The sequence below is a fragment of the Micromonospora sp. U21 genome, from assembly GCF_018070045.1.
Lineage (GTDB): Bacteria > Actinomycetota > Actinomycetes > Mycobacteriales > Micromonosporaceae > Micromonospora.
Window position 1 is genome coordinate 61489 of the sequence record NZ_JAGPYK010000025.1, and the last position, 25359, is coordinate 86847.

The following is a 25359-nucleotide window of genomic DNA, read 5'->3' on the forward strand; positions in this document are numbered from 1 at the left end:
CCCTGCCACGGGATCGGCCCGCCAATCCCCGTCTCCGCCGCGCGGACACCGCACCACCGCCCGCGCACCCGGAGATGGGTCCGCGGGCCACACCCCTACGACAGGAGACCCCAGCATGAACCCTGCAGCCCCACCCGCCAGCCCCGACGACTCAGTCATGGACGCGACGACCTCCGGTGACCGCCGGCCCGGCTACCTCTACCGGCAGGTCGCCGCCTACCTCGCCAGCCAACCCGACCAGGTGCTCAAGGTCGGTGAGATCACTACAGCGATCGCCGCCCGGTCCTCCGGGGCGGTGTTCGAAGCCCTGAAGAAGATGGCCGCCGCCGGGTACGCCACCCACCACACCGGCCCGCACCGATTCCAGATCACCCAGGCCGGCATCGACGCCGCCGGCACCCTCCCACCCCCGCCGCCCCGCACCCCGCACGGCAGCGGCGGCGGCCGGTCGAGACGACAGCCGGTGCCACGGCCGAACGGGGACCTGTACTTCCCTCGCAAGCTCGCCGGCGCCACCGACGTCGACGTGCTGCGCCGCCTGCGTGAGAAGCGCATCCCCGCGCTGCTCTACGGGCCGCCCGGCACCGGCAAGACCGCCCTCGTCGAAGCCGCCTTCCCCGACCTGCTGACCGTCGCCGGCACCGGCGACACCGTCGTCGAGGACTTCCTCGGCAACTTCATCCCCCTGCCGGACGGCGGCTACGAGTTCGTCTACGGCCCCCTCGTTGCCACGATGCGCGAAGGCCGAGCGCTGCTGGTCGACGACGCGACCCTCATTCCCCCGAAGGTGCTCGCCGTGCTGTACCCGGCCATGGACGGCCGGCGGGTCATCACCATCCCCGGCTACCGCAACGAACGCGTCGAAGCGAGCGACGGGTTCTACGTCATCGCCGGCCACAACCCCGGCGTGCACGGCGCGATCCTCACCGAAGCCCTCGCCTCCCGCTTCGACGTGCACATCGAGGTCACCACCGACTGGGACCTCGCCCGCCACCTCGGCGTCCCCGCCCCCGCCGTGCAAGCGGCCATCACCCTCAACACGGACCTCGCCGCCGGCCGGGTGTCGTGGGCGCCGCAGCTCCGCGAGCTGCTCGGCTTCGCCCGCGTCCGCAAAACCCTCGGCCTGCCGGCGGCGGTGGCCAACCTCGCCGGCCGCGCTCCCGAAGACGACCGGGAGCAGGTGCTCGCCGCTCTGCGGCAGCAGTTCGGCACCGACATCACCGCGCTGACCCTCGGCAAGCAACGCTGAAAGGAGAACCCAATGCCCCACCCCCACACCCACCTGCAGCCCGGCACCACCACACCCGGCGTCGCCGATCCTGCCTGGCAGGACTGGAGCACCGCCTGGACCCGGCACGTCCCGGTCCTGACCGGCCGCACCGACCTGACCGTGACGGTCGCGCCCGGCGCCGGCGGCGGCGCCCCCGCCTGCTTCTACCCCGACGACCGGCGCATCGAAGTCGACGCCACCCACATCGGGGCCCCCGACGTCGCCAACCCCCGCCGCGCCGGCCACAAGAAGCTCGTGCCCACCGCCTACGGGCTGCTTGTGCACGAAGCTGCCCACGCCGCCCACAGCCAGTGGCGCACCCCGCCCGGCACTCCACCGGTGGTGGCCGCCGTCGCCAAGGTCCTCGAAGAGTCGCGTATTGAGTACCGGCAGCGCAGCCGCCGGCGCGCCGACCGGCGGTGGCTTCGCCACACCGTCACCACCCTCCTCGACCCCGGCGACGCGCCCATCGACGACCTGTGGCACGCCGGACACCTGGCCGGACTGCTCCTCGCCCGCGTCGACGCCCGCATCATCACCGCCAAGGACATCCGCGGCGTCCGCGCCGCCGTCACGGCGATCCTCGGCCGCAAATGCCTCCTGCGGCTACGCGAGCTGTGGCGGCGGGCTCACACCGTCGACGACACCGACGCCGACACGATGATCGACCTGGCGTGGCGGTGGTGCCGCATCCTCGGCATCAACCCTGATCAGCAACCAGATACCCCCGTGCCGGATCCGGGTATGTTCGCCGGCCGGCTCGCCCAGGCCCTGACCGACTACCTCGCCCACGCCGCAGGGCTCACCCCCACCGAGTACCGGGCCCGGCAGATAACCGCCCGGTTCTCCGCCCCGGCGACGTGGACCCGACGCGACCCCACCGACGGCGAACGCGCCGCCGCTCGCCACCTCGCCGCCCGGCTGCGCCGCGCCCGCACCCACCACCCCGAACCCGACATCCGGCCCAGCCTCATCCCATCCGGCCGGTTGCGCACCCGTCACGCCATCACCGCCCAGGCGCAGATCGCCGCCGGCACCATCCCCACCGCCACACCCTGGCAACGCCGCGCCACGCTGCCGCCGCCGAAGCCCACCCTGCACCTGGGCGTCATCGTCGACGTGTCCTTCTCCATGCACCCGTACGCGGCGCCGATGTCGTCGGCCGCGTGGATCCTCGCCCACGCGGCCCGCAGCAGCGACGCCATCACGGCCACCATCGCCTTCGGCAGCACCGTGTCCCTGCTCATCGGCCCCCGGCAACGCCCCACCCACGTTCAGGACATCCGCACCTTCGGCGGCAGCGGCACGTTCACCGACGCCGTCAAGCTCGCCGACGAACTGCTGCAGCTACGCCAGCCCGGCAGGCTGCGGATGCTCGCGGTCGTCTCCGACGGCGACCTCGACGACATCCCGGCAGCGCAACGACTCGTCACCACCCTGCACCGCGTCGGCTGTGCCGTGCTGTGGCTTCGCCCCGCCGGCCTGGACGGGCACACCTTCACGGACACCACGACCCTCCTGGTGGCCGACCCGGTGCAGGCCATCGGCCACATTGCCGGCGCCGCCGTCACCGCTCTCGAGCAGGCCTGACAACAGTTCGCTTCACCCGACCTGTCCTGCACTGATGGGCTCCCCTGCCGACGCCGGACGCCGCGGATGACCCCGCGTGCCCCCTCGGCCGGCACGGGATCGGGTTCTTTCCTGCACCGCCTCCAGCCGCTTGCCCGGCTACCCCGCGCAACCCGCGCGCCCAGGGCACGGCCGCACGGCCGTGCCCGGGATCCCCCGCCCCGTACATCTCGGGAGACACCGTGAGCGACAAGCACCGCCTACCGATCACCTCCCCGGCTGACCTGATCACCGCTGTGCCCTACCTGCTCGGCTTCCACCCCACCGACAGCCTGGTCCTCGTCGGCCTCACCGGCCCCACGGTCGCCGTCGCCAGCCGCACCGACCTCCCCAACCCCGCAGATGCGGTCGACTGGGCTGACGAGGTGATGCCTCAGCAGCTGCGCATGCTTCACCACGCCGACGTGACCGCCACGATTGTCATCGGCTACGGCCACGCCACCCAGGTCACCCCAGCCGTTGACACCGTCACATCCCGGCTGCGTGCCGCCGGCTTCGACGTGTTCGACGCGCTGCGGGTCACCGACCGCCGCTACTTCTCCTACCTCTGCCAGAACCCCATCTGCTGCCCCATCGACGGCATGCCCTTCGACCCGGACCGCAGCGACCTCGCCCTGCACGCCATCGTCGCTGGCCACACCACGCTGCCCGACCGGCAGGCGCTGATCGCCAGCATCGCCCCGATCGACGGCCCCGCCCGCGCCGCCGTCACCCGCGCCACCTTCAAGGCCCGGGCACGCCGCCGCGCCCTGGCCGCCCAGGGTGGCCGTGGCACATTGATCCGCGCGGGCGAGGCGATCGTGCGGGAGACATTCACCCGCTACGCGAATGACCAGGTGCTCACCGACGACGAGCTCGCCTGGCTCACTGTGCTGCTGCCCGTCACGGCGATACGCGACGCCGCGTGGCGGGCCACCGACTCCCAGCCGTGGCATGTCGCGCTGTGGAGCGACATCACCCGCCGCGCCCAACCCGACCTCGCCGCCCCACCCGCCAGCCTGCTCGCCTTCGCCGCCTGGCGCAGCGGCGCCGGAGCCTTGGCCTCCGTCGCCGTCGACCGGGCCCTGCATGCGAATGCCACCTACACCCTCGCTCAGCTCATCGACCGGATGCTGCGCGAAGGACTATCCCCGTCCGTGCTCGACGGCTGGCCCGACCAGAGCTTGCCCACCACGCCCTGACACGACTCGCCGCCGCCCATCAACCCCATTGCCTTCGAGGGACACCTATGTCTGACTACCTGGACATCCTGCGACGACTCACCGACGGTGAGGGCTACGCCCTCGACGCCGACGAACTGAACCAAGCCTGCGCGCAGCATCCCGACACCGTGTGCGCGCTGATCTCGGCGGCCGGCACGATCGCTGCCGCCGACGCGCAGATCAGCGCGCTGACCAACGCCGCGGACCTGCTCGGCGGCGTTCACGCCGGCGGCGGCGCCGACACGGTGCTGTCGATGCGCGAGCGCCTCGACCGGGTGGCTGACGCCCTCACCCGCGCCCTCGCTCAACGGGACAAGGCCACCGCCCGCCTACGGCAAGAGCCCCTCACCGCCCTGGGCGCCGGCCTGATCACCCGTCCCAGCGACAGCCCCAACCCGCCCGCTGACTAACGGCCAGCGCACACCCGGTCACGCCGTGACCGCTGCCGCCTAGACACCCACCGGTACTCATCGGCGCTCACGGACCCTCTACCGGCTGCGCCGGCAACTCCCGCGCCCCGCGCCTCATCCCGGCTGTGGGGCGCCTCCATGTCCGCTCACTGAAACCAGAAGAGGAGAACACCGCAGATGACCAGCACGGACATCACACCCCCCGAGCCGGCACTCGAAACCATCCTCCGCACCAGTTGGGAGGCCTTCCACCCCGGCCAGCAGGCGCCACTGGGCTGGCTCACCCACACCACCGCCCAAATCCTGTCCCACCTGCGGCAGGCCCAGACCTGCACCCCGTCCGATAACGCCCACCCCGACGCGCCGAACCGGTTCTACCGCCAGGTACGAGAAGCGCTCGCCGACGCCGTCCACACCAAGCACGTCAGCATCGACGCCGCGAACAGCCTCCTGGAGGTCCTCGACCTGCCGCTACTGCCCCGCCGCTGGCAGGTCCGCCTCACTCTTCCCCTGCTCATCGACGTCACCGCCACCACCCGCGAGGACGCCTTCACCCGCGCCGAGAACACCATCGAAGACGCGCTGGCCGACCTGCCCGCAAGCATCGAGTGGGACGGGCAGGAAGGCTACGAAGCCCTCGGCGGTGACCTCGACGCCGACGAGCCACTCAGATACAACAGGCCGGAACTGGCCGACAGTTTCTCGGTGGCGTCCTACGCAACCGCCGACCCCGCTGATGGCACCGCTCACGGCTGAGCCTCGGCGTCCTTTCGCGGACCGCCGCCGCCACCCGACCCGTCCTGACGCGCAACGAGGCGGCCAACATCGTCTCCGCCGTGCGCGATGCCGCCCGTTCCTTCCCCCGCGGCGTCCCAGTCTCACCGTCCTAGCCGGAACGCCGCCGCTGCTCTCTCCGGGGAGAGAGTGATCTCGTATCCCTCGTGGTAGCACACAGAGGACGTGCCGTCCCTCACCAAACCCACCCTGCCACGAGCCCGGGCCGCGATGCGCGACGGCCGCGGTCCCGCTCTTGCGTTGGCCAGGACCTCTCTGTCGCAAAGGTAGGGGGAAGAAGGCCTGGCACGGCGTCCTCGGTGCCGGAGTTCCGACGGGTGCTCCCCGTGGATTGTCACCGGATTGGCCGACGCAGCCCGTGGCGACTACTCCCCAGTTCACGCCTCCGCCGGTTGCGCTGATCACCATTGCGGTCAGCCCTGCCGGCGGCGGCCGGGTTTGCTCGGAGGCCGCGCGGCGCGGGACGAGGGAATCCGCCCAACGTCACGACGGCGACTTGATCTATCCGGAAAGTCGAGCGTCACTCGTCGCGGCCGCCACCCCGGCGAACCCGACAGCGGGTCCCCACACCGCTGGCCAGGGGTGGCGGCCACCCGAGTCGCACCCCCACCGGAAGGGCAGCAGCTGATGTCGCAGCCGCACCGCCGCGCCGTACCGCACCACGTCACCGACGTCCTGCTATGGCTCCTCGCCACCGACGTCGCCGCCCAACACCTCCCCGACCCCGAACGGCCCGGCCACTGCGCGAACCTGCGCTGCCACGACGAGGCATACCCGTGCCCGCCGACACGCGACGCCCAGCATGCCGACCGGGCCGCGACCCGACCCACGCTGCTCGCCCGCGCCCGAGCGGGTCTCGCACCGGCCGCCGCCGCGGCGGCACGGTTCGCCGGCTGGTTCGGACCCCAACAAAGCCTGGCAACACCACCGCAGCGGCAGACATCGTCACGGCGAGCCGCCTGACCTTAGCCGCGCAACCTGCGACATCCGCCGCCATCGAGCCCCCCGTCCACGCTGCCGATGCGACCAATCGCCGGTCCCCACACCAACCGAGGACTTATGAGATCAAGTTGCTCACCACGATCTACCTGGCCCAACCCCGCCCGGCCTGCGGAAACCCCTCTCGGCACCTCTCGGCGTCAGCGGCCGGGGCTCGACCTCTGAGGACTGGATGAGGACTGAGACGGGCCACGCTTGCGGCCATATGATCCGTGCGGTGGAGCCAGATCTTCAGGACGAACAGCAGCCTTCGTCTCGCGCCAAAGGCGTTCATCGCCGATGTCCGGAATGCCGAGGTCTTGCGCGGCTTTCAGGCATGGTGAAGACCACGGGCATGGGTAAGGGAATGGGAAGCGTTTTCGGGCCCTGCCCCACCTGCGACGGTGTTGGCTACCTCGCCGAGGATGACTTGGCGGATTGATCACGTGCAGAGCTGACCACGTCTCCCTCGGTCAGCACGTCCTCCTGGCCGCCGAGATCCTCGCCGGCCGACGCGTCGGCATCCGCATCGACCCAGCAACGCTGAGCTTCTTCGACCTGACCAGCCGGGAACTACTGCGCACCAGCCCGAACCCCCTCACCCCTACGGGGATGGCACGGCTGAGGGGTGCCCGACCCGCTGGCCCACCCCCGCAACCTGCCGCCGGACCGGTGCAGGTCCAGCGCCGGCCTCCAACAGCGGCGTCGTCATGGTCGTCGGACAGAAAGTCGCCCTCGGCCGGATCCACGCCGGCAAGACCGTCACCATCAACGTCACCGACACCGAACTGGCCATCGCCTGCGACGACGGCACCCGCACCGTCCGACGCACCACCGACCAGCCCATCCGCAACCTGAAAGCCAGCCGACCCCGCAAGGTCGCTGGCCTCACCGTGCACGTAGGCGGCGTCCCGGAGCGCAACCGGTGACGTCTCCCGTCTCGCCGTTCCTGTCAGTCCGCGCTAGCCGTCACCCGGAACCTGCAACCAGCGACCGCTTCCACCTGCTCGAGCAGCGGCGGATGCACCTCGTCAGCGAAATGCTTGGTGATGATGACCTCGATCGGAGGATCGGGCCTGACGTGACAGCCGAGTGCCGGCAGCGTCTCCAGGATCCAGAACTGGATCCGCAATACCTGATCCGCGTCGAGACGAACGGCGGGATCCTCAGCCACGAGACGGATCATCTGGAAACCATGTCACACCAGGCTCGGCGGAAGGACCACAGCCCGAGCCAACGACCTAGGTCACCCGTCAAGCATCTGGTGGGACGGACTGTCAAGCATGTGGTGGGACTAGACAAATCGGCTCGCTGGGCTGGGTGCACTGGGCCAGCGTGGCGTCGTTGTGGGTCTTGCAAAGACGGCTCAGGCTATCTGACCGAGATAGTCCACGAGTGGTGCCTCGTCGCCGATTCCGACCGAGACGCCGCCACCATTGCACTGCGCGGTGCGGTCGAGGAACTGGAGCGGCGTGGTCTCGCCGTTGGGAGCCCTACTTCGACTCCGACTACAACTCCGGCTTCGGAGCTGAGATCGAGATTTGCAAGGGAATTGAGATACCCAAGGTGCCTTCTCTGGAGGCCGCGGCGGCGGTAGCGGAGACATTAGAGAAGAGGGCCGCCGGCACGCTGGAGCCGCCGCCCGCGAAGTCCGATGCAGAACGGAGATCGCGAAAGCGTCATGGGGTCTCCGTGCGGGTGCAATCTACGTGCAGCAGGGGAGGGTCAAGAGCGGTGACAGCGGGACAGTAGCGGTCACCTGTGACATACGGCACGCCCCCAGAAACAGCAGAGCGCCGACCGGCGTTTTCCCTGGTCGGCGCTCCTGGAGCCCGGCGAAAGGCTATGTGGCCCGGGGCGGGGTCGAACCGCCGACCTTCCGATTTTCAGATCTAGACGGCAGTGGCCGCAGGCATTCGGACGGGTCTTGCTTCCTTCCCGCGGCCTCGGCTGCTGACCGCGCGGCCCCTCGGGGCGGTCAGTAACGGCCGAGGTTCTGGCTGGGCGCCATCACGATGCGTGGAGAGGCGTCCGGAGCCAGCCACTCCAGTACCCGGAGCAGGTCGGACTGTGCCAACGAGACACAACCGGCGGTACCGCCGCTCCCCATGACGTGCAGGAAGATGCCGCTGCCGCGGGCCGGGGTGGCTGCCCTCACCGGGATGTTGTAGTTGATGACCGCGAAGTAGTTGTACTGCGGCACGGTCTGCCACAGCGCCTCGCTGTACCCGCCCGGGTTCGTGCCATGGACAAAGCTGTTGTACGTGGACGAGCTGGGATTCTCATCCCAGTAGTCGTCCGCCACAAGCCGGTGGTAGCTGTACTTGACGCCAGGGTTGGCGTGCAGGCCGTACATGGTGGAGCCGATGCCATAGACGCCTGTGGGCGTCGTGGGGACGCCCTCCACATGGCTGTCGCTGAACCCCTTGGTGCCGATCCGCGCGCTCATCACCCCGAGCTTCGGCCGCCACACGCCGTTCACCTTCTCGAACGTCTCAAGGGACGCGACGCTCGTACCGTAGCCGCTGCTGTAGACGACGATGAGCTGGCGGGTGCTGGCCGGAATGGTGTGTAGCCGGGAGGCGATGTTGCTCTCTGCGGCCGGCGTCGCGGCCTTGCTCGTCGGGACGTGCGACGGCGACCGGCTGAGAGACGGCTTCGTGGACCGGCTCGCCGAAGGCGACGGGGACCGGCTAGCCGAAGGCGATGGGGAGGGACTTGCGGAGTCAGTCGGTCCGGGAGCGCCGGTCACCGAGGTATCGACCGGAGCCGACCCGGCGTCCACGGTGCCGTTCCGGCCCGGAGCTGCGCAGGACGTGAGTCCGAGCCCGCCGAGCAGCGCCACCGCGATGGCACCGAACACGGCCCGCCTGAACGGCGTTCGCATTCCTACTCCTCCAATGGTTCTTGATGTCCGCCAGTCGTCTAGCCGGAAGGCGACCGCGACTCGGGGGGGGGCTCTTGCCGCGTAGTTGGTCTGAGGTGTCGCAGGTGCGACCCTCGCGAACGGCGAGGGCCGCGCTGGAGATCAACTGACTCCACTCATCCGGCGTCGTCGGTCTGGCCGGCGTTACATATGAGGCGCGGCGCTCGCCGGATCGAGAGCATCGTCGGCGACGGGGGACGACTCGGGCGAGCTTCCGCCGCCATCGTTGATGTCAACGAGTGATGTCAGTAACTGCTGTGGGCTCCCTGCCCGCTGCTGGTAGAACCGCCGGATGGATCAACTGACCGACCTGCTGGCCGGACTCGACGACCTCCCGTGGGAGTCGCTGCACCACGCGTATGGCCCTGCCGTCGACATACCGGACCAGTTGCGGGCGTTGCGCTCGGCGGAAGTGCCGGTCCGGAGCTGTGCGTTGTCCGAGCTGTTCGGCAACGTCTACCACCAGGGCACACGCTGGGGGGCGAGCTGTCACGTGGTGCCGTTCCTGGTGGCGCTCGCCGACGACCCGGACACCCCGGACCGGGCAGCGGTGGCCGCCTTGCTCCGTTCGGTAGTGCTCGGCGACCGGCGCGACGACGAGCTGCCGTTCGACCCCCGGCGGCACTTCGCCGCCGCCGAGGGGATCACCGACGAACAGGCGGCGCTGATGGAGCGGCATCTGGAGGCCGAAGACCTGTTTGAGCACGAGGAGGCTGCGGAGCTGGCTGACAACGTGGCGGTCCGCTGGGAGGCCGACGCCTTCCATGCTGGAGGCAGGTACACCGATCGGTACGTCCGCTGGCTTACCGATCCGGACCCGCAGCTGGCCGGGTACGCCGCCGAACTACTCGCCTGGTTCGCACCCGACGAGGCCGCGTTGGCCGGGCTGACTGCGGTCCCCGGCGACGAGACCCGCGCCGCCACCCGCCGTGCGAGCGCCAACCTGACCCTCGCCCACTGTCCGGTCGGTTCGGAGCGGATCGACGCTTGGCCGCGTGTCGCTGCGGGTGCGCCGGTTCTCCTGGTGCCGGGTGGGTCTTTCTGCTGGTAGGGGCCGGGGTGAGGGTCAGGTGGGTGGGGGTATCAGGGTGAGGCGTTGCCAGCAGAGTTGGAACGCTTTGGCCCAGGGCCAGATGTCGGGGATGGACAGCGTCTTGCGGCGGGCGTGGGTGGCGAGTTTCGCGGGTAGGTGCAGGAGTCGGTAGCGCAGGGTGTCGGGTTCGGCGTGGGCTAGGTCGGGTTGGTCGTGTAGGCCGAGTAGCCGGGTCCAGGCGTCCAGGTCTGCGGCGATGTTCGCGGCGAGGATCCAGCCCTGGTTGACGGTCCAGTCTTTGGAGGGCAGGTTCCTCAGGCCCATGGCTTTGTTCGTGCGGACGCGGTCTTCGACGCCGGCGTGGGCGCGGTGCAGGGCGTCGAGCCATTGGGGCTGGTGGGAGCCGGGCACGCCATGGATGCGGGTGATGTTGGTGGCGACGATCGCGTATCGCCAGCCGGTGCGTTTCTCCTGGGCGGTGAGGTTCTTCGCGTGCCGGGCCGACGGTTTGGTGCGCCGCACGATCAGGCGTAGCCCGGCGATCCAAGATGCTCATCCTCGCCCTGCTCAAACGCATCCCGGCCATGATCGACAGACTTTGCTTAGACTCTTTGGCTCCTGGAGAACCTTCGACCAGCTCGAAATAGCCACCGCCGAGTGGGTCGACTGGTTCAACCGTCGCCGGCCACAGGAGTACTGCGACGACCTCACACCCGTTGAAGCCGAAGCAGCCCACTACGCTCACCACCAGACCCCGGCGACCGTCGGGGACTCACAATAGAAAGTCTCCGGACTCGTCGGGGCGGTTCAAGCTGAGAGAAAGACAAATCGAGAGCCCCCGCCACGAGTTGGGGGGCTCTCTGCGTGCACCCGGGTCACTTGCGCGGGCAGTTGCGCTTGTCGTGCCCGTGGTAGTCACACACGCTGCACTGCCCAGCATTGGTAGAGACTTCGCACGACCGCTTGTCGTGCCCTTCTTCACCGCACCAAGAGCAAGTGCGGGTCCCGCTCGCGCTCATCTTTGTCCTTATGTTGTCCGTGGCTCGCCACACCGTAGGGAGGCAAACGTAGCTGCGTCTGATCCAGCGTGTTCGCGGAAGTGACTCTATCGCTTGCTGTTCGTGGCCAACAGGTCCGGCGACCCTTTACGGGCTCTTCGAAGTTGAGCGGGGTTCGCGGCTGAAGCCGACCCGAGCGTCAAGGGTGGGGTCGCCGAACTCGGCTAGCACCCGGGCGCCGAGGATGCGGCCCAGGCCGGGTTGGCTGAGGTAGATCTCAGCGTCCGGGTGTTGCCCAAAATGCGGCTCTTGTGACGCTCTCGTGGGTGGGCGCCGTTGCGAAGGAACGGAACTGTCGGATTTGAGAAGAATCGCCGGGCCGGTGCGCCGACCGTGGGTTCGGTCGGCGGAAAGGACAGACCGCTGGACCCCGTGAGGGGCGAAATGAGGAAGTCGCCGCCGCCTTCGGCTGCGGGGCGGATGCGTCCACAGTGTCTGTCAGGCAGACTCGGCCGAGATGTAGCCAGAGGTCCAACGGCAGGCGGACTACGCCGACATGGAGTTGCAGGAGTGGCCTTGACCGAATCGTCGCCAGTTGAACCTCCTGCCGAGCTGCTGGGGGTTCATGTCGGTAGCTACAAGAACCTCCACGACCAATGGCTGAGGTGGTCTGACGGGATTGCCCTTTTCGGGATCAATGGTGCGGGTAAGACCAATTTCCTGGAGGCGTTGGCGATTCTGCTGGGCACGGATCAGACGCTGCTTCTCGCGCACCAACGGCTGGCGGCCGTCGCGCCGAGTGGTCTGGAGCTGGTCGCGAAGGTGTCTGCTGATGAGCTGCCGTGGCCACCCTCATGGGCACTGCCGCTGGCTACTCGTCCTGACTTTGCGCTCCAGTTCCCAGTGCTGTTCCGGGCGCAGCGAGACGCCGCTTGGTGGCATGCGATCGGTGTCGGCGCCGGGCAGACCTTCATGGCAGGCCTGGGCGAACTCGCCCTGCCGGATGACGTCCTCGAGTACCTGCAATCCCAGTTCAACCGCCCCGTGATCCGATACACGCTAACCTCCTTCACCTTTGAGGTCACGGATCGGCTCGAGAATGGTGACCCGAGTGCCATCCGGGTCGAGCGGCGCTTCTCGCGCACGCTGATGGGCTTCTCGCCGCCCGAGGCGGTAACCGGACTCGCCGATGGCCTGCCGGACGTGTTCGCACCCATGCGTTCCGCCTTGACGGTGCCACCGCCCGGTCCGGACGGGTACGCGGACATGTTGGCGCTGCCGGACGTTACGGAGCCTCCGGCGCAGCTTGAATGGTTGCCGCGCGGCCGCCGCAGCGCGGAGGTGAACGAGCATCTACGTTCCCGGATCGAAGCTGCGGTAGAGCCGGTCGAGAGGCTCGCGGAGAGTTTAGCGAGCCTGCCGGTGGCTCCCGGTGAGTTCGATCCCGACGGACAGTGGTGGCCGTATGAGGTGGCGGCACAGGCAGCGTCCACGGAACTGTCCATCACTCTAGGCAACTTCGACGTGAAGCCGACAGGGAACGATGCGGAGTTCTATATCCGTGACACGCGCGGCTCGACGCCCTCGGATATCGGCGTAGTTGGCGACGCCGACGCCCTTGAGAGGTTCTCGGCGGGAGAGCGGCGTTGGGTAGACGAGGCTCTAGCCACCGCTGCCCGCGCCCTGGACCGGTTTGCTGCGAGAGCCTCATGGCAGGCGTCGCTGCTGTACGAGCTCGATGACGCGGACGTGGTCGAGTCACTCGTCACCGTCAGCGAGTCGGTGCAGGGCTTGGTGAAAAGTGCGGGCTTCTGGACGGGCGAGGCGAAGGAACGCCTGCTGAGCGTCTTGGAAGACCAGTTGTTGGTCGCGGCGCGCGACAAGCTGGCGGAGCACGACGACGCATTTCGCCGAAGTCTCATGCAGCAACTAACTGGGCTGGCCAGCCTCCGTCCTCAGACGGTGGTGCGGGTGTTCGACGAACCCGAAAGCCACCTTCACCCGCAGGCACAGCGCAGCATTGCCGGCGCGCTGGACCGGCTCCGCCTACGCGGCGACAACGTGGTCCTGGCATCGCATAGTCCCCATTTCCTGGATCTGCCAGACTGGCAGCTCGTGCACGTCCAACGCACACCGGAGGGGACCACGTTGTCCCCGCTGGTCGCATCCGACCTCGACGCGCGTAAGGCCCTGGCCGGGCAGATGGGACTGACTCGCGGGGAACTGCTCACCCGGGTGTCGTTTCTGCTGGTCGTGGAGGGCGAGCATGATCGCCTCCTGCTGGAGGAACTGTACGGAGCCCGCCTCCAGGATGCGGGCGTGGCGATCGTCCGGATGCACGGAACGAGCAACCTGCTAGCGACCGCGCAGATGGACTTCGTTGAACGTCACCTCGACGTGCCGATCGGCGTCCTCCTCGACTTCGTGCGCCTGGACCGGGTGGGCGACGACCGCATACCCCCAGATCAACTTCACGACGAGGAGCAAGCGCTCCGACATCTACGTCGTGCCTGCCGCAAGAAACGACGCCCGATGCAGTACTTCGGGTTACGCAGGCCGGACATCGTCGCGTACCTCAACGAAGACGCGATACGAGCCGACGAGCCCACGTTCCCGGGCTGGAGGACCGTGATGCGCGAGTTTGACGCGATCAGGCAGCGCCCCAGCTTCAAACCATGGCTCCAGCGCACGTTCGGCGTCGACCTGACACGGACCGATCGGGTGCGCAAGGTCGTCGAGCGCATGGTCCGAAACGGCTATCCCGCCGTTGCAGAGCTCACGCAGGTGGTCGAGGAGGTGGAGCGGACTGCCGCCGAAGGACGGTGGCCGAAATATCCCGCAATCGGATCTGCCTGACTGAGCAGTGCCGACATGGCCTATCCGGAGGCCTGCAACGGCTCTGGCGCCCTGCGGCGCGACATCATGCTCAGGCCATGACGGCAGGTGCCGAGCCATGCGGGTGGCGCTTTATCGGCCGGCGGGGTGGCCAGCTCGCTGCTGGGCCGCAGCGTCATGGAGGTGACCGCTCGGTTGGAGTCCGACCTCGGCAAGTCGCCGGGTGTAGCTGTTGAGCAGGTCATTGACAGCGGCGTGGTCGCCGAGGGCGGCGAGGGCTCGCATCGCCCGGTAGTGAAGGTTCTCGTTGTAGGGGGGTCCACACGGATGCCCGCCTCGAGCACGGACAGGGTGAGCCGCGGGTCAGACTGGCCGGCAGCCACTGCGGCGTAAGCATCGATGACGTGCCGGCGGGCAGCCTCGCGCGGCGGGTCGAGCCACGGCCAGGTGTGTCCGGCCGCGAGGTCGCCGGTGTAGCTGTCGATGACCGCGCGCCATGCGGCAGCCTGGTGAACGGCCGCAATGGCGGCGTGCCGGGCGGCGGCGCGAAACCGCCACAGGTCCACGTCCATGTGGTCGTGGACGAGGCGGTAGCGGTCGTCGCTGTGGTCGATGACGGCCAGACCGCAGGCGGACCTGCGGTGGTACGCAAGTCGCTCAGCGTCGTATACAGCCGGCCAGTGCCGCTCGGATGGGGAACCAGCAGTCCCGAGTCGAACCACCAACAGCCGGGGATTCGTGACCTGGGGAATGACGTGACAGGACGGTTTGCGGTCCAGGACGTCCGCCCTCCTCGGAGACGAGTTCGACAAGATTGCTGCTCGCAAGCAGGGTGTCTCGCTCTCACGCCTAAGGCTGTACGACATCCTCCTGTGGATGGCGATGACACGTCCGCATTGGCCGTGTCTCGTGGAACTTCGGGGAAATCCCTAAACCGTCTGCGAACCTGGTGGAGTCCTCAGATCCGCACGTCTTCTGCGGTCACGGCGGTCGCACCGGAGTCCCCTGCGTCGGCAGTAGGAGCGACCATCCCCGGGACCCCGCCGACGGCAGCCACCGCGTGCCGAAGACGCTCTTGGCTGTCGATCATCCAATCGATGACCTGAGGCCAGTTCCGCTGATCACCGATCTTTGGGCCGATCAGCCGGGCTTCGATGCGGCACCCCTTGTTGTTCGGCAGGTCATCGAAGATCAGCTCACCGCCGAAAGCCGCCACGATTTCGGCCTTGCGGTCGCTGAGCACCTGCCACCGGGCCAGGTTGACCGCCGGATCAGGATGGCCGAAGAACAATTCCGATCTGCACCCGAACAGCGCGTAGGACACGCCCCAGGTCGCGCCCGTTGGCCCGGTCGGCATGGTCCACCAGTTCTGCCCGGGCGCTGACGCGTTCGTCCAGCCCCGCTGCTTGGCCAGCGGCTCGAACGCTGCCCAGAACTGCCGGTAAAGCTCCTGGGTCGGCGTTGGGCCGGTGGTCCCAGCGGATGCCGCCGCCATTGCGCGTTTCTCCCAGTCGTTGGGCTTGACCACCAACTCCAGGAACGGCGCGATCAGACCGGACGGCGCTCCGGCAAGCGTGACGGCGGCCAGCCGGACTCCGAAGAAGCGGATGCCGGGATCGGTGTGAGTGTTGAGCCATTCGAGCGCCGCCCGGTGCTCCTCCCGGAACTGCTCGGCAACCCAGACGATGGTCGTGGGCTTCGTACCTCCCGCGTAGGTGAGGATCTGACCCAGGTGAACGTGGTCAGTCGACCCATACTGGTTCTCGATGATCACGGGGCTTCCGGTGGCCACTTCGCGTCCGATGATGTCGAGCGAGAACTTGCCGACCTTGTACTCCCGGGACTCCAGTTCGATGTCCAGCCCGAGTACCTCGCTGAGCAGGTCACTGTTCTGCAGTAGCCACGGCGTGAAGTGGTGCGGCTCGGCACCGACAGTCACGCCCACCCTTCGGCCGCTGCTGGTACCCCAAGCCCACGCGCCGACCACCAACAGGTCGGCCACCCCCGCCACTGGCGCAATCAGCCACTGGCCCTGCCAGAGCGGGAGAGCCGCCAGGGCGCGCCAGCAGCACTGAGTTGCAACCGCCAGCCCATTGGACTGCTCGCCCGTCGTTCAAAGCCTGGTGTCGAGTACACACTGGATCATAAAGACATGCCAACGCCGGCCAGCAATGGCCTGCACAAGAACTCCGCATCCCGGGTGCGGGATCGAGGGGCAGACTCAGCAGCGCCGCATCCGCTCATGCCGCGATCCGCGCGTTACGCAGCGTCACGCCGAGCTGGCCGGGTGTCGTTCGGGCGTGTCGATGAGCGTGTGAGTGTGCTCAGTAGAGGACGCTGGCCGGCCCAGGGACAATGTTCGGATGAAGTTGCGCCCCGAGCTCTGCCCGGGCTCTTCGAACTTGAGCGGGGTTCGTGGCTGGGGTCGACCCGAACGTGAAGGGCTCGCAGCCCGTCGGTGATCATCTGAGTGTCGAATTCGGATGGTCACAAGTGAAGAGCTGCGAGCATGGTCAACGATACGACCCGGCTGCTGGGCCTGGACGGCTTGGCCGCTGAGCGGGTCGAGGTGGACGCCGCGGGTGTCCCGGTGGTGGACCTGTCCACCGGTTGTGATCAGGCACGATGCTGTCCGCAGTGCGGTCAGCGTGCGCTGAGGGTGAAGCAGTGGACCACGACCCGGCCGCAGGACCTGCCGGTCTCCGGGCGTTCGGTACGGCTGCGCTGGCGCAAGCGCCGCTGGTACTGCCCGACCCCGGCCTGTCCGCGCAAGTCGTTCACTGAGCAGGTAGCGCAGGTCCCGGCCCGATCCAGGCTGACCACCCGGTTACGGCAGGCTGCCGGGGCGGCGGTCGCCGACGCAGGCCGCACGATCGTGCAGGCCGCTTGGGATCACGGCGTCTCGTGGCCTGTCGTCGCCGACGTGTTCACCGCCCACGCGAAGGCGGTGTTGCCGGACGAGCCGGAACCGGTCACAGTGCTCGGGATCGACGAGGTCCGCCGGGGCAAACCCCACTGGAACTGGGATGCCCAGGCAGACTCCTAGACCACGACCGCGGACCGGTGGCACGTCGGCTTCGTCGATCTTTCCGGTGGACAGGGCCTGCTCGCCCAGGTCGAAGGCCGCACCACCGCGGCTGTCGCCGGCTGGCTGAGCGAACGCCCACCAGCCTGGCGTGAGCAGGTCCAAGCTGTAGCGATCGACATGTGCACCGTGTTCAAGGCCGCGATCCGGCAGATACTGCCCCACGCGCTGCTGGTCGTCGACCACTTCCACATCGTGCAACTGGCCAACCGCGCCGTCACCGAGGTCCGCCGCCGCATCACGCTGACTCACCGCGGTCGCCGCGGCCGTGGCAGCGACCCGGAATGGCGCATGCGCAACCGGCTGACCCGCTCCGCCGCCCGCATGCCCGGCAAGCACGTCGACCGCCTCGTCGACACCCTGCAAGCCCTGCCCACCGCGATCGGCGCCCCGATCCTCGCCGCATGGAACGCGAGAGAAGACCTTCTCGACCTGCTCGCGACCGCCCGCACCCGACCCAACCGGGAACACGTCCACCGGCTGCTGCACCGCTTCTACACCCGCTGCGCCGCCTCCGACCTGCCCGAACTGCACCGGCTCGCCACCACGATCGAGACCTGGTGGCCGCAGATCCACGCGTTCCTGACCACCGGAATCACGAACGCCGGCTCCGAAGGCACCAACCGGGTCATCAAGACCGTCGCCCGCGACGCCTACGGCTTCCGAAACCCGGAGAACCAGCGGCTACGCACCCGCACCGCCACCACCCGACGCCACCGCGGACACCTCAACCCCGCTTAACTTCGAAGAGCCCACAGACCACGAGCGACAGCGGGAACGACGTGGCTGACACACCGTCCCACGCCGTTCTCCCCGCCGAGGCGGATCGCGCGATCACATCATGCCGATGCGGACCTCGAAGACGGCATTGGCGAAGAAGGCGTCCTGCTCGGTGAGGCACCGCGGATCGATTGCCCCTACCTGTTCCTCCAATTGTCTGCTCCACTCGACAGATTCCTCGTCGCTACGAGTTTCGGGCAGGTAGCGGAGGAAGAGCGTGAAACGCGAAATGCACTGGGCGAAGGACGCAATGTCGGAGTTCACAAACGACTGGCTGATGGCGGGATGGGAGTTCGACACCCGCCACACCTCACCCGTGCTCAGATTGAGAGCGAAGTCGTTCGAGTAGCTTCCATACAAGCGGAGAAAGCTCTGTCCCGTCTCGGCGACCGAGAACCGGCTCGGCGCAACGAGCTTCATGTAGTCCCTACCGACGGAGCTCGGCAACCCAATCTCCGTCAAGACCTGCTCCGCCTGCGGCGGCAGGCCCAGTCCCGCCAAGTCGGCTTCCGAATAGCGGACGACGCTTTCGGCGCCGAAGGCGCCCACGAGGTCCTCGTAACGCCACAACACACTGACCTCCATCACTTGGTTGCAGGATTCCGTAACCGTGACCTGGACCAACACGTTTTATCCCTATGGCATCGAGGTCTTCCACGAGCCGATCGGACATCACCTCGTCCTCGGCGAATCCGGCCCGGAGCGGGTCGGCCCGGACGTCGACGGCCAGAGTCCCTGGGCTCCACTTCTCGGGTCGAGGGTTCGCGGCACGGCCTGCCGCTGGGAGCAGTTCCAGATCGGGCCGAGCCGGCGGACGGACGGACGGCAGCATCGCCGAGCCAGCGCATTCGGTCGACGTGCCCGTCGCGTTGCGCCTGGACTTCGCCGCAGGTCCGATCTGGTTCGTCGCTGCCATCCCGCAGCTGCCCGACCCGCGGCGCGTCTTCATCCTCGGCGACGAAATCATGGTGATCTTCTCCGGCGAGAAGATGCGCGACATGGGCTTCGACGATCCCGCGTTCCTTGGTACCTCCCAGTGACCAGCCCGACAGTTCGGCCCCAACCGTGCCCATAGGGGCGCCTGATCAAGAGGCTCGGTTGTGTCGCCGCGCCCGACCGGCGGCAGAAGCGGATGCCCCGGCCGGCGGTGCACGTATGAAAGTCAGGGGGTGCGGGCGAGCAGCGCTGTGATCAGCTTGCTGGGCTCGGTGGTGGCCGGACGGTCGCTGACCTGCCCGTCGCCGATCTCGATGACCCGCCAGACTCCGTCGGCGCGTAGGGCAAGGTCCACCGTGATGAACGGCAGGCCCAGTGCGGCGATCATCGGTGCGACCGCGTCAAGGTCCACGTCGAGGGGCGGGAAGTCGTTCGGGGTGTCCGGATGCGAACTGACCGCGACGCAACCGCCGTTGACCCACCAGGTACGCGCCTCGGCGGAGGTGAATCGCTCATAGCGGCGTAGGACGAATCCGCCGACGAAGTCGTCCTCACGCAGGTGCCGCAGGCGGCTTGCCACCTTCCAGGCCGCCTCGCCATCGGCAAGGTCGGGGATGAACGCCGCCTCGCCCCAGTAGTGCTTCATCGACTTGGTGTAGTCGCGCAGGACGGCCGGGCCCGTGCCCAGCTCGACGCGCGCCCGATCGAAATCCGCTCGCATGACGCCCCTGGTCCACACTGACGCGGGGGTGAGCGCCGCCAAGGCGGCATACCAGCCGGGCAGCTCGTGGGCCCGCCGGTACTGCTCGGCGGAGGTTCGCAGTGTCACGCCGCGCCGGGCCAGCGCCTCAGCGAAGGCCGCATACTGCTCACTGCGCAGCACCCAGCCGCGATAGACAGCCTCACCGTCGGCTGGCACCAACGCTACCGCTTGCTCCGCACGATCCGGCCTGGTCAGTGCGTCGTGGTCGACCACAGCCACGTCGAGCCGGGCCTCACGAGCGGCGACCGCCTCCGCCCTGAAGTGCTCGTCGGGACGGCGCGGTCGCAGTGGATCCGCAGGAACCAGCAGCATCACGCCCGTATCGTGCCCGACCCGGCCAGGAACCTCTATGCCATATTCCAGCCGCATCGCGATAGACGGGGAGCGGCATGAGCGGATATCTGGCTCGGAACACTGGTGTCACACTGGCTGGTCTACCCTTCCGCGTGTTGCAGCGGCAGTCGCAAGTGGGCACAGGCGAGCCGCGGCACGTGCGGAAGCGTGCATGTACCGTCTCACCGCTGTGCTGCGCTTGGAGGTCGCAGCGCCAGGTCGTCACGTCTGGCCACGGTTGAAGCCGGAACTTTTTGGCTAGCGCGCGAAGGAGTATTCCCTATCCGGGCGAGCTGGGCTCGTGTTCGGTTGCAGGCAGTTGATCATGCCGTGCGCAGCCGTTTCTCGTGAGGAGCGCGATCTTGACCATTGGTGTCCGATGATCGATGATCCGTCCGGCTATGATCTTGTCGCTCACCTGTCCGGTGGCAGAGTCCGTAGTGGAGCGGGGGAACTCCAATGGCTCAACCAAAGCACGCTCGCGCCTCGTCGATCTTCCAACGCCAGGCATGGCCATCGCGCCCACTGCTGGCCTTGTCCCTCTCGACGGTGCTACTCACGGCCGTCGCGACAGCCGTGATCGTCACCGTCCGCCCCTTCAGCAGCGGCTGTGCGACTCCGCCCAGTTCTGCGCTGGCACGGCAAACGCATTTGGTGCCGGCGGCGCACACCGTGGCCCTTTCTCCGACGCCATCGGCCAGTTCGTCACACGACCCGACCAGAATCTCCGTTCCGGTGACCACGCCCTCAGTAGTGCCGACAACGCGATACCCCAGCGACGTGACGTGGACCCCCGAACGTACTGTGTTGCCCGCGCCAGCGAGTGCCGTCGTGCCGGTATCCGGGGTCGAGACCAAGGTCGGAGATCTCCCGGTGACGCTCACCCCGGTGTCTGCGTCGTCGCCAACCTCGCTACGAGTGACAGTCCTTGGACCGGAAGCCAGGAAATCGACGGGGGCGAAGGGCGCACTGCTGGCACTCTCGTGCGAGGCTGACCTGGCCGAGGCGGCTCAGGTGCACCTGCGGGTCTACTACTGGGGATTCGGCAATGCGTATGGCGGCGACTACGCCAACCGCGTCGGAATGGCGGAGCTACCGGCGTGTGCCCTGACGGACCCGCGTAGTCGCCACTGCCTGAACAGGACCCTGCTGCAGGCGACGAGAAGCGACGGCGCACTGGCCGCCGACATCACCATCCCTGGCGACGGATCCCTGACGCTGGTCTCCGTGGGATAGCCAGTCGCCCAGCCCGGAACATCCGCCGCTACACAAGCACTTCTCGAACACCTAACCGCGAGGTTCCTCTCGCGACTCATGGTAGGCGTTGTCGTGATCACGACCTGGCTCGATTGCTGCCCGACCATCGGACGAACAAGGTCATCAGACTCGATGCCGTTGCTCATGCCGGCTGGTCAAAGGCGATACGGCCGACGGGCTTCGGCTTATCATGCGCTCATCGGCACGTCCGGACGGCAACTGGCCAGCTGGCGTGGCGCGCGACTCGCGGCAAGTCCGGACGTCCGAGCGTCACCTGCGGCTGGGACGAGCTTGTCCTATCCCCGTGCTCCAATCCCGTCATGCATGTCGTTGTCACGGGCGCACTCGTGGAAAACGGTGCGGTCCTGCTGGTATACAGGAGTCCGACCCGCCGGGCATATCCGGATCTCTGGGATTTGCCCGGGGCATGTCGAAGCGGGTGAGTCGGAACTACAAGCCCTCGCGCGTGAGATGCACGAGGAGCTCGGTGTTCACATCGTGGCGGAGTCCGCTTCACGGTTGGGCGACTTGCATGCCGGCCTGAGCCCGACCGGCTGCATCGTCGTGACGAAGCGAGGACGACCGCATCACCGAGCGGTTCGGAAACCCATCGCTGCTCGTCGCTGCCGTCCGGTTGAATCCCCGTCGCTCCCGAAGCCAGGCGTGCACGCTCGTCGGCAAGGTCGTGCCTCGAGCGTCGGCTGTCACTCAACATCCGAGCTCCACGACATCACCCGGCGCTCCACCACCTGGCTACCCCCCTGACCGGTCACCGACATGACCGGCCCCCTGCGGTCACCGATGTCCGCCCGGTCATCGCCGTGTCCGCCGGGCGGTCATCAGGATGACCGCGATGGCCACCCCGATTACCGCCCGGGGCGGCAGTCCACCATGTCCCGCTCGCCACCCTGGAAACGGTGGACCGTGGACGCCACCCAAAACTCATCGAGCTGCGCCTCGGGAAGCAGAGACTCCAGGAGTCGCTGGCTGGATCGAGTGCACCATGCGCGACTTCGTCCCTTGTGCTGGGGGCCGGACGTCGGATTATGTGGAGTCATGTCCTTCGTGTCCTACTACTCGGAGCCGTCCGGGCCTTCGAAGGACTCGGAGCCGTCCGGGCCTTCGAAGCATTCACGCCGTCGCCGGACGTGGCGCCGGCTTGCGGCGCGGTTGCGCGCCTTCCCCAAATGGCGCATCAAGGTTCGCGAGCGCGAGCCACGCGCCGAGGTAGCAGCGTGGTTCGGCAAAACCGCTGCGGGTGAGCTCGTGCAGCGCCTCGCCCAGCCACTGGCCAGCGCCTCGCTGGTCGCTGGCGTCGGCGTGGCAGCCCTGGCCGGCCTACTCATCGGCTCCCTCGTCGACTTGACCGTGGCCCCCGTCCCAGCGCTGGCGACCGTCACCACCGCATTCGTGATCGGCCTGGCGGTCGGCTTCGGCGGCGGTGGCCCGCTCCCCGCCCTCTCCGGCGGCTTGTTCGGTTGGCTGGTCGCGGAGGCCGTCCAATCGAGCGTGAGCGAGTTGGTGAAGCAGCCCGCCAGCCGCGTCGCTGGCGTAGCGATCGGCTGGTGCCTGGCAGCGCTCGCCGGTTGGGTCGCCGGGCGGGTGGCGGCGCTGCTGCCGTGGCCCTGGGTGGTCGCCGCAGCCGGGGTGGCGGTCGTGCTCGGCGTGCGCTGGACGGTGAGCTGCGCCCGCGACCAGCAGTGCGCGGCGGACCTCACCTCGGGCGCCCTGACCGCGATGAAGTGGGGCACCGTCGCGGCCATTTGGCTATTCGCCCTGGTCGTGCTGATCTGGCTGCGGATGCTCCGTGCCGCCCTGGCCTGGGATAGCCGACGGGCCAGGCTGTGGCCATTCGCCCTGCTCTACACCTTCTGGTGGGCGCCGCTGTTGACCGTGGCCGCATTGCGGGCCTTCAACCCGGGCTACCGATTAACCGGCGCGGATCTCGGCGGGTTCTACGTCGCCATGACGCTCCCGCTCCTACTCGAGCCGGCATACCCCGTGATGGGCTACTTGCTGCCGATCGGCCAGCCAGCGGCCAATCTCGCCGTCACCATGCCACAAAGCCGTCAGATTGTTGTACGTAACGCTGGCAGGCGGACGGTGAAGCGGCTCGCCTGCCAGGCCGAACTGGAGTGGCCCAACGGCGAGAGGACCGAGCTGTTCCACAACGTGCCGCCGAAACAGCTGGCGCCCGATGCCTCGTGCACCCTCACCCTCCGCCTGGCCGCAGACAAGCTTCCTCCCGGCACCAAGCCCTACATTGTGCTGACTTGGCGGGAACGTCTGCGGATCCGGCAGATCCGCCAGCCGCTCCACTACCCGAGGAAAGATCCGCTACAGATGCTCTGAGCGCCGGTAAGCACGCTCGCAACCCCTTCGCGCCCGAACGCCAAACTACGCATCCCGCTCACCCGTGATCACATGTCGTAGGCGGTAGCCGGGCGGTGGTGACGTAGAGCGGGAGGTCGCGGTGCTCGGGCAGCTTGAACCAGAGCAGCTGCGGCGGGACGCGAAAGATGCGTGGGGCCGCGGGACACGCTCGGTCAGCCGGAGAGCTGCCGGCGACGACGAGGGTGTGTTGTGTCGCACTCATGTTGGTGCCCGGGTGGCGGATGCCGGGTGAGAGGGGTGCGACCCTACGGTCACGGCATGACCACCACCGCGCCGTCGGGCCAGCCGTTGCGTCGCCAGACTGCCCGGCTCTCGGCCGCCGTCACCTCGACGGCCTGACTGTCGCAACCGATGGCCTCAGCGATACTGGTATGCGTGACCGTGTTGACAACGGGAGCCCCACCGCCTCAAGGATCAAGCCGGTGTAGCGGTCGGTGCACAGCGGCGGACGGATGGACTTCCCCCACCACCGGGACCGACGTTGCGGATCCATCGCCGCGGAGCTTATCGGCGGGATCATCCAGTGCATCCACCGGGCCACACTCAACTCGGCTACTTGTTTCATTGACCTCGGCATACGCCGCGTAGCACGCGGAGCGCGGCATGAGGGTGCACTCGATGTTGGTGCGCCCGGGCCGACGACCAAGGGGTCAATCGGCCATGAGGGGCAGATACGCGCTCGCCTCAGATGCCGCACTAGAGTGGGTCCGCGCCGATCGTCAAGGAGGCTCCAGCCATGGGTACTCACCCCGATGTAGAGGCTCTGCTCAGGCTTGTTCCTGCAGATCATCGAGGCGAAGAGCAGATTGACTGGACGTCAGCCGAAGCGGCGGTGGGCACTAAACTGCCGAGTGACTACATGTCGCTGCTGGACACCTACGGCGTGGGTGACATCGGCCAGTTGATTATCGTGCCGCCGATTCCGATCGATGTCCCCCACTCGGAGTCCTTGCACATCGGCTCCATGAGTCCTCAGCTGCGCATGCTCTGGGAGCAAGACGGTGGCGTGCCGGGCGTCTCCGCCGGTGCCGACGCTATTCTTCCATGGGGATCCGGGTGCAACGCCAACGAAATGGCCTGGCTAATGACGGATTCGGACCCCGACAGGTGGCCGGTGGTGGTGTGGCGTCGCCAGATCAGCTGGGGAAGTTCACCCTGGGCCCTGTTCGAATGCGGCATGGTCAAATTCCTCACCCGGATGATGCTCGCGCAGTTCGATGAGTGCCCGCTCGGCGATACGTCGCTGTGGGGACGGTCTGCGCCATTCGTGAGCTGGCGGGAGCAGCGCCGTCGGCTTGTCGCGGGGCTGGACCCGTTGACCGGCGAGCCAGACCCGTACGCTGACATGTTTCCGATCTCCGACTAGCGCTGACGCCAGCTGTTGCAGCGAGACGTGCGCATCACGCTGACCGCCCAATCGACGCCAGCGTCGTCTGGCAGGTCGTGGCCAGATGGCCTTGATCGAACGCACGGTCATCGGCAGATCCGTGCACCCGCCGGGGTATGCGATCTCATTCAGGGTTCACGCAGAGTGACTTGGCGCTGTGCTGATCTTGCGGCCTCCGCCACGGATTGGCTAGTACGGCAGCCGCCGTTTGGGATCATGGTTGGAGTTCGAGGTTGAGGCGCCGGGTGTAGTGGGCTTGTCGGGCTCGGGCTTGATGGCGGCGGCGCCAGTCTGACCAGCGCAGGCGGTGGGTGAGGTCGCGGATCGGCTTGAGGACGAGGGTGTTGA

23 protein-coding genes, 1 tRNA gene and 1 pseudogene are annotated in these 25359 nt (G+C 67.9%); 16 read left to right on the top strand and 9 right to left on the bottom strand.

Annotated elements, in window-relative coordinates; genetic code table 11:
- Nucleotides 1-115 precede the first annotated feature (115 nt).
- From KBX63_RS26320 to KBX63_RS26350, 7 genes are all read left to right on the top strand, one after another.
- On the top strand, nucleotides 116-1249 hold the full coding sequence (locus KBX63_RS26320; protein WP_210915819.1) for an AAA family ATPase: 1134 nt from the start codon (nucleotides 116-118) through the stop codon (nucleotides 1247-1249).
- Between the two features lie 12 nt (nucleotides 1250-1261).
- Complete coding sequence (locus tag KBX63_RS26325) at nucleotides 1262-2860, top strand: VWA domain-containing protein (protein WP_210915822.1); 1599 nt, start codon at nucleotides 1262-1264, stop codon at nucleotides 2858-2860.
- A 221-nt stretch (nucleotides 2861-3081) separates the two neighbouring features.
- Nucleotides 3082-4080, top strand: coding sequence for a DUF4192 domain-containing protein (locus tag KBX63_RS26330; RefSeq protein WP_210915825.1), 999 nt, complete (start codon nucleotides 3082-3084; stop codon nucleotides 4078-4080).
- 47 nt (nucleotides 4081-4127) lie between these two features.
- Nucleotides 4128-4511 (top strand): hypothetical protein, encoded by a 384-nt coding sequence (locus KBX63_RS26335; RefSeq protein ID WP_210915828.1) that lies wholly within the window; start codon nucleotides 4128-4130, stop codon nucleotides 4509-4511.
- 177 nt (nucleotides 4512-4688) lie between these two features.
- Complete coding sequence (locus KBX63_RS26340; RefSeq protein WP_210915830.1) at nucleotides 4689-5267, top strand: hypothetical protein; 579 nt, start codon at nucleotides 4689-4691, stop codon at nucleotides 5265-5267.
- Between the two features lie 666 nt (nucleotides 5268-5933).
- Nucleotides 5934-6269, top strand: a complete 336-nt coding sequence (locus tag KBX63_RS26345) for a hypothetical protein (RefSeq protein WP_210915832.1) — start codon at nucleotides 5934-5936, stop codon at nucleotides 6267-6269.
- A gap of 725 nt (nucleotides 6270-6994) precedes the next feature.
- Complete coding sequence (locus tag KBX63_RS26350; protein ID WP_210915833.1) at nucleotides 6995-7213, top strand: hypothetical protein; 219 nt, start codon at nucleotides 6995-6997, stop codon at nucleotides 7211-7213.
- 23 nt (nucleotides 7214-7236) lie between these two features.
- On the opposite strand, the gene KBX63_RS26355 is transcribed toward KBX63_RS26350, so the two are convergent.
- The 3 genes from KBX63_RS26355 to KBX63_RS26365 form a co-directional block, all read right to left on the bottom strand.
- A complete protein-coding gene (locus KBX63_RS26355; protein WP_210915834.1) occupies nucleotides 7237-7470 on the bottom strand; it encodes a hypothetical protein in 234 nt (77 codons plus the stop codon).
- Nucleotides 7471-8132: 662 nt separating this feature from the next.
- Nucleotides 8133-8230, bottom strand: a tRNA-OTHER gene (locus tag KBX63_RS26360).
- A 32-nt stretch (nucleotides 8231-8262) separates the two neighbouring features.
- The gene (locus tag KBX63_RS26365) at nucleotides 8263-9147 is read right to left on the bottom strand and encodes a L,D-transpeptidase (RefSeq protein WP_210915835.1); all 885 of its coding nucleotides are present in this window, start codon (nucleotides 9145-9147) and stop codon (nucleotides 8263-8265) included.
- 355 nt (nucleotides 9148-9502) lie between these two features.
- Between KBX63_RS26365 and KBX63_RS26370 the strand changes: the two genes are divergently transcribed.
- On the top strand, nucleotides 9503-10261 hold the full coding sequence (locus tag KBX63_RS26370; RefSeq protein WP_210915836.1) for a hypothetical protein: 759 nt from the start codon (nucleotides 9503-9505) through the stop codon (nucleotides 10259-10261).
- A gap of 15 nt (nucleotides 10262-10276) precedes the next feature.
- On the opposite strand, the gene KBX63_RS26375 is transcribed toward KBX63_RS26370, so the two are convergent.
- Nucleotides 10277-10765 carry a transposase gene (locus KBX63_RS26375; RefSeq protein WP_210915838.1) on the bottom strand — a complete coding sequence of 163 codons (489 nt, stop codon included), beginning with the start codon at nucleotides 10763-10765 and terminating at the stop codon, nucleotides 10277-10279.
- A 1052-nt stretch (nucleotides 10766-11817) separates the two neighbouring features.
- On the opposite strand from KBX63_RS26375, the gene KBX63_RS26380 reads away from it, so the two are divergent.
- A complete protein-coding gene (locus KBX63_RS26380) occupies nucleotides 11818-14097 on the top strand; it encodes an AAA family ATPase (protein WP_210915841.1) in 2280 nt (759 codons plus the stop codon).
- A gap of 20 nt (nucleotides 14098-14117) precedes the next feature.
- Here the strand turns inward: KBX63_RS26380 and KBX63_RS26385 are convergent, their stop codons facing one another.
- Together KBX63_RS26385 and KBX63_RS26390 are read right to left on the bottom strand one after the other, a co-directional pair.
- Entirely contained in the window at nucleotides 14118-14648 is a 531-nt protein-coding gene (locus KBX63_RS26385) for a hypothetical protein (RefSeq protein ID WP_210915842.1), read from the bottom strand.
- A gap of 386 nt (nucleotides 14649-15034) precedes the next feature.
- Nucleotides 15035-16078, bottom strand: coding sequence for a DUF4268 domain-containing protein (locus KBX63_RS26390; RefSeq protein WP_210915843.1), 1044 nt, complete (start codon nucleotides 16076-16078; stop codon nucleotides 15035-15037).
- Between the two features lie 507 nt (nucleotides 16079-16585).
- Here KBX63_RS26390 and KBX63_RS35535 point away from each other — a divergent pair.
- Together KBX63_RS35535 and KBX63_RS35540 are read left to right on the top strand one after the other, a co-directional pair.
- A complete protein-coding gene (locus KBX63_RS35535) occupies nucleotides 16586-17122 on the top strand; it encodes a transposase family protein (RefSeq protein ID WP_247663122.1) in 537 nt (178 codons plus the stop codon).
- A gap of 24 nt (nucleotides 17123-17146) precedes the next feature.
- Nucleotides 17147-17902 (top strand): annotated as a pseudogene (locus KBX63_RS35540) (ISL3 family transposase); the annotation flags it as partial.
- A gap of 93 nt (nucleotides 17903-17995) precedes the next feature.
- On the opposite strand, the gene KBX63_RS26400 reads toward KBX63_RS35540, so the two are convergent.
- Nucleotides 17996-18568, bottom strand: coding sequence for an SUKH-4 family immunity protein (locus tag KBX63_RS26400; protein ID WP_210915844.1), 573 nt, complete (start codon nucleotides 18566-18568; stop codon nucleotides 17996-17998).
- Between the two features lie 230 nt (nucleotides 18569-18798).
- On the opposite strand from KBX63_RS26400, the gene KBX63_RS26405 reads away from it, so the two are divergent.
- Nucleotides 18799-18981: a hypothetical protein gene (locus tag KBX63_RS26405; RefSeq protein WP_210915845.1), complete on the top strand. Its 183-nt coding sequence runs from the start codon at nucleotides 18799-18801 to the stop codon at nucleotides 18979-18981.
- Between the two features lie 122 nt (nucleotides 18982-19103).
- Here KBX63_RS26405 and KBX63_RS26410 read toward each other — a convergent pair whose 3' ends face one another.
- Both KBX63_RS26410 and KBX63_RS26415 read right to left on the bottom strand, forming a co-directional pair.
- Complete coding sequence (locus tag KBX63_RS26410; RefSeq protein WP_247663169.1) at nucleotides 19104-19952, bottom strand: ATP-grasp domain-containing protein; 849 nt, start codon at nucleotides 19950-19952, stop codon at nucleotides 19104-19106.
- Between the two features lie 485 nt (nucleotides 19953-20437).
- Nucleotides 20438-20716 (bottom strand): hypothetical protein, encoded by a 279-nt coding sequence (locus tag KBX63_RS26415; RefSeq protein ID WP_210915852.1) that lies wholly within the window; start codon nucleotides 20714-20716, stop codon nucleotides 20438-20440.
- A 130-nt stretch (nucleotides 20717-20846) separates the two neighbouring features.
- Between KBX63_RS26415 and KBX63_RS26420 the strand changes: the two genes are divergently transcribed.
- The 4 genes from KBX63_RS26420 to KBX63_RS26435 all read left to right on the top strand — a co-directional run bounded on the left by KBX63_RS26420 (nucleotide 20847) and on the right by KBX63_RS26435 (nucleotide 24990).
- Nucleotides 20847-21209: a hypothetical protein gene (locus KBX63_RS26420; protein ID WP_210774951.1), complete on the top strand. Its 363-nt coding sequence runs from the start codon at nucleotides 20847-20849 to the stop codon at nucleotides 21207-21209.
- A gap of 345 nt (nucleotides 21210-21554) precedes the next feature.
- Nucleotides 21555-21995, top strand: a complete 441-nt coding sequence (locus tag KBX63_RS35545; RefSeq protein ID WP_374102267.1) for an NUDIX domain-containing protein — start codon at nucleotides 21555-21557, stop codon at nucleotides 21993-21995.
- 291 nt (nucleotides 21996-22286) lie between these two features.
- Nucleotides 22287-23582: a hypothetical protein gene (locus tag KBX63_RS26430; RefSeq protein ID WP_210915853.1), complete on the top strand. Its 1296-nt coding sequence runs from the start codon at nucleotides 22287-22289 to the stop codon at nucleotides 23580-23582.
- A gap of 778 nt (nucleotides 23583-24360) precedes the next feature.
- The gene (locus tag KBX63_RS26435) at nucleotides 24361-24990 is read left to right on the top strand and encodes a hypothetical protein (RefSeq protein WP_210915854.1); all 630 of its coding nucleotides are present in this window, start codon (nucleotides 24361-24363) and stop codon (nucleotides 24988-24990) included.
- Nucleotides 24991-25359 lie beyond the last annotated feature (369 nt).

Excerpts from the sequence above, each read along its gene's own strand:
- KBX63_RS26320 (WP_210915819.1), top strand. The coding sequence starts at position 116 with ATGAACCCTGCAGCCCCACCCGCCAGCCCCGACGACTCAGTCATGGAC.
- KBX63_RS26325 (WP_210915822.1), top strand. The coding sequence starts at position 1,262 with ATGCCCCACCCCCACACCCACCTGCAGCCCGGCACCACCACACCCGGC.
- KBX63_RS26335 (WP_210915828.1), top strand. The coding sequence starts at position 4,128 with ATGTCTGACTACCTGGACATCCTGCGACGACTCACCGACGGTGAGGGC.
- KBX63_RS26340 (WP_210915830.1), top strand. The coding sequence starts at position 4,689 with ATGACCAGCACGGACATCACACCCCCCGAGCCGGCACTCGAAACCATC.
- KBX63_RS26345 (WP_210915832.1), top strand. The coding sequence starts at position 5,934 with ATGTCGCAGCCGCACCGCCGCGCCGTACCGCACCACGTCACCGACGTC.
- KBX63_RS26350 (WP_210915833.1), top strand. The coding sequence starts at position 6,995 with ATGGTCGTCGGACAGAAAGTCGCCCTCGGCCGGATCCACGCCGGCAAG.
- KBX63_RS26355 (WP_210915834.1), bottom strand. The coding sequence starts at position 7,470 with ATGATCCGTCTCGTGGCTGAGGATCCCGCCGTTCGTCTCGACGCGGAT.
- KBX63_RS26370 (WP_210915836.1), top strand. The coding sequence starts at position 9,503 with ATGGATCAACTGACCGACCTGCTGGCCGGACTCGACGACCTCCCGTGG.
- KBX63_RS26385 (WP_210915842.1), bottom strand. The coding sequence starts at position 14,648 with ATGGACGTGGACCTGTGGCGGTTTCGCGCCGCCGCCCGGCACGCCGCC.
- KBX63_RS35535 (WP_247663122.1), top strand. The coding sequence starts at position 16,586 with ATGGTCAACGATACGACCCGGCTGCTGGGCCTGGACGGCTTGGCCGCT.
- KBX63_RS26410 (WP_247663169.1), bottom strand. The coding sequence starts at position 19,952 with ATGCTGCTGGTTCCTGCGGATCCACTGCGACCGCGCCGTCCCGACGAG.
- KBX63_RS35545 (WP_374102267.1), top strand. The coding sequence starts at position 21,555 with ATGTCGTTGTCACGGGCGCACTCGTGGAAAACGGTGCGGTCCTGCTGG.
- KBX63_RS26430 (WP_210915853.1), top strand. The coding sequence starts at position 22,287 with ATGTCCTTCGTGTCCTACTACTCGGAGCCGTCCGGGCCTTCGAAGGAC.
- KBX63_RS26435 (WP_210915854.1), top strand. The coding sequence starts at position 24,361 with ATGGGTACTCACCCCGATGTAGAGGCTCTGCTCAGGCTTGTTCCTGCA.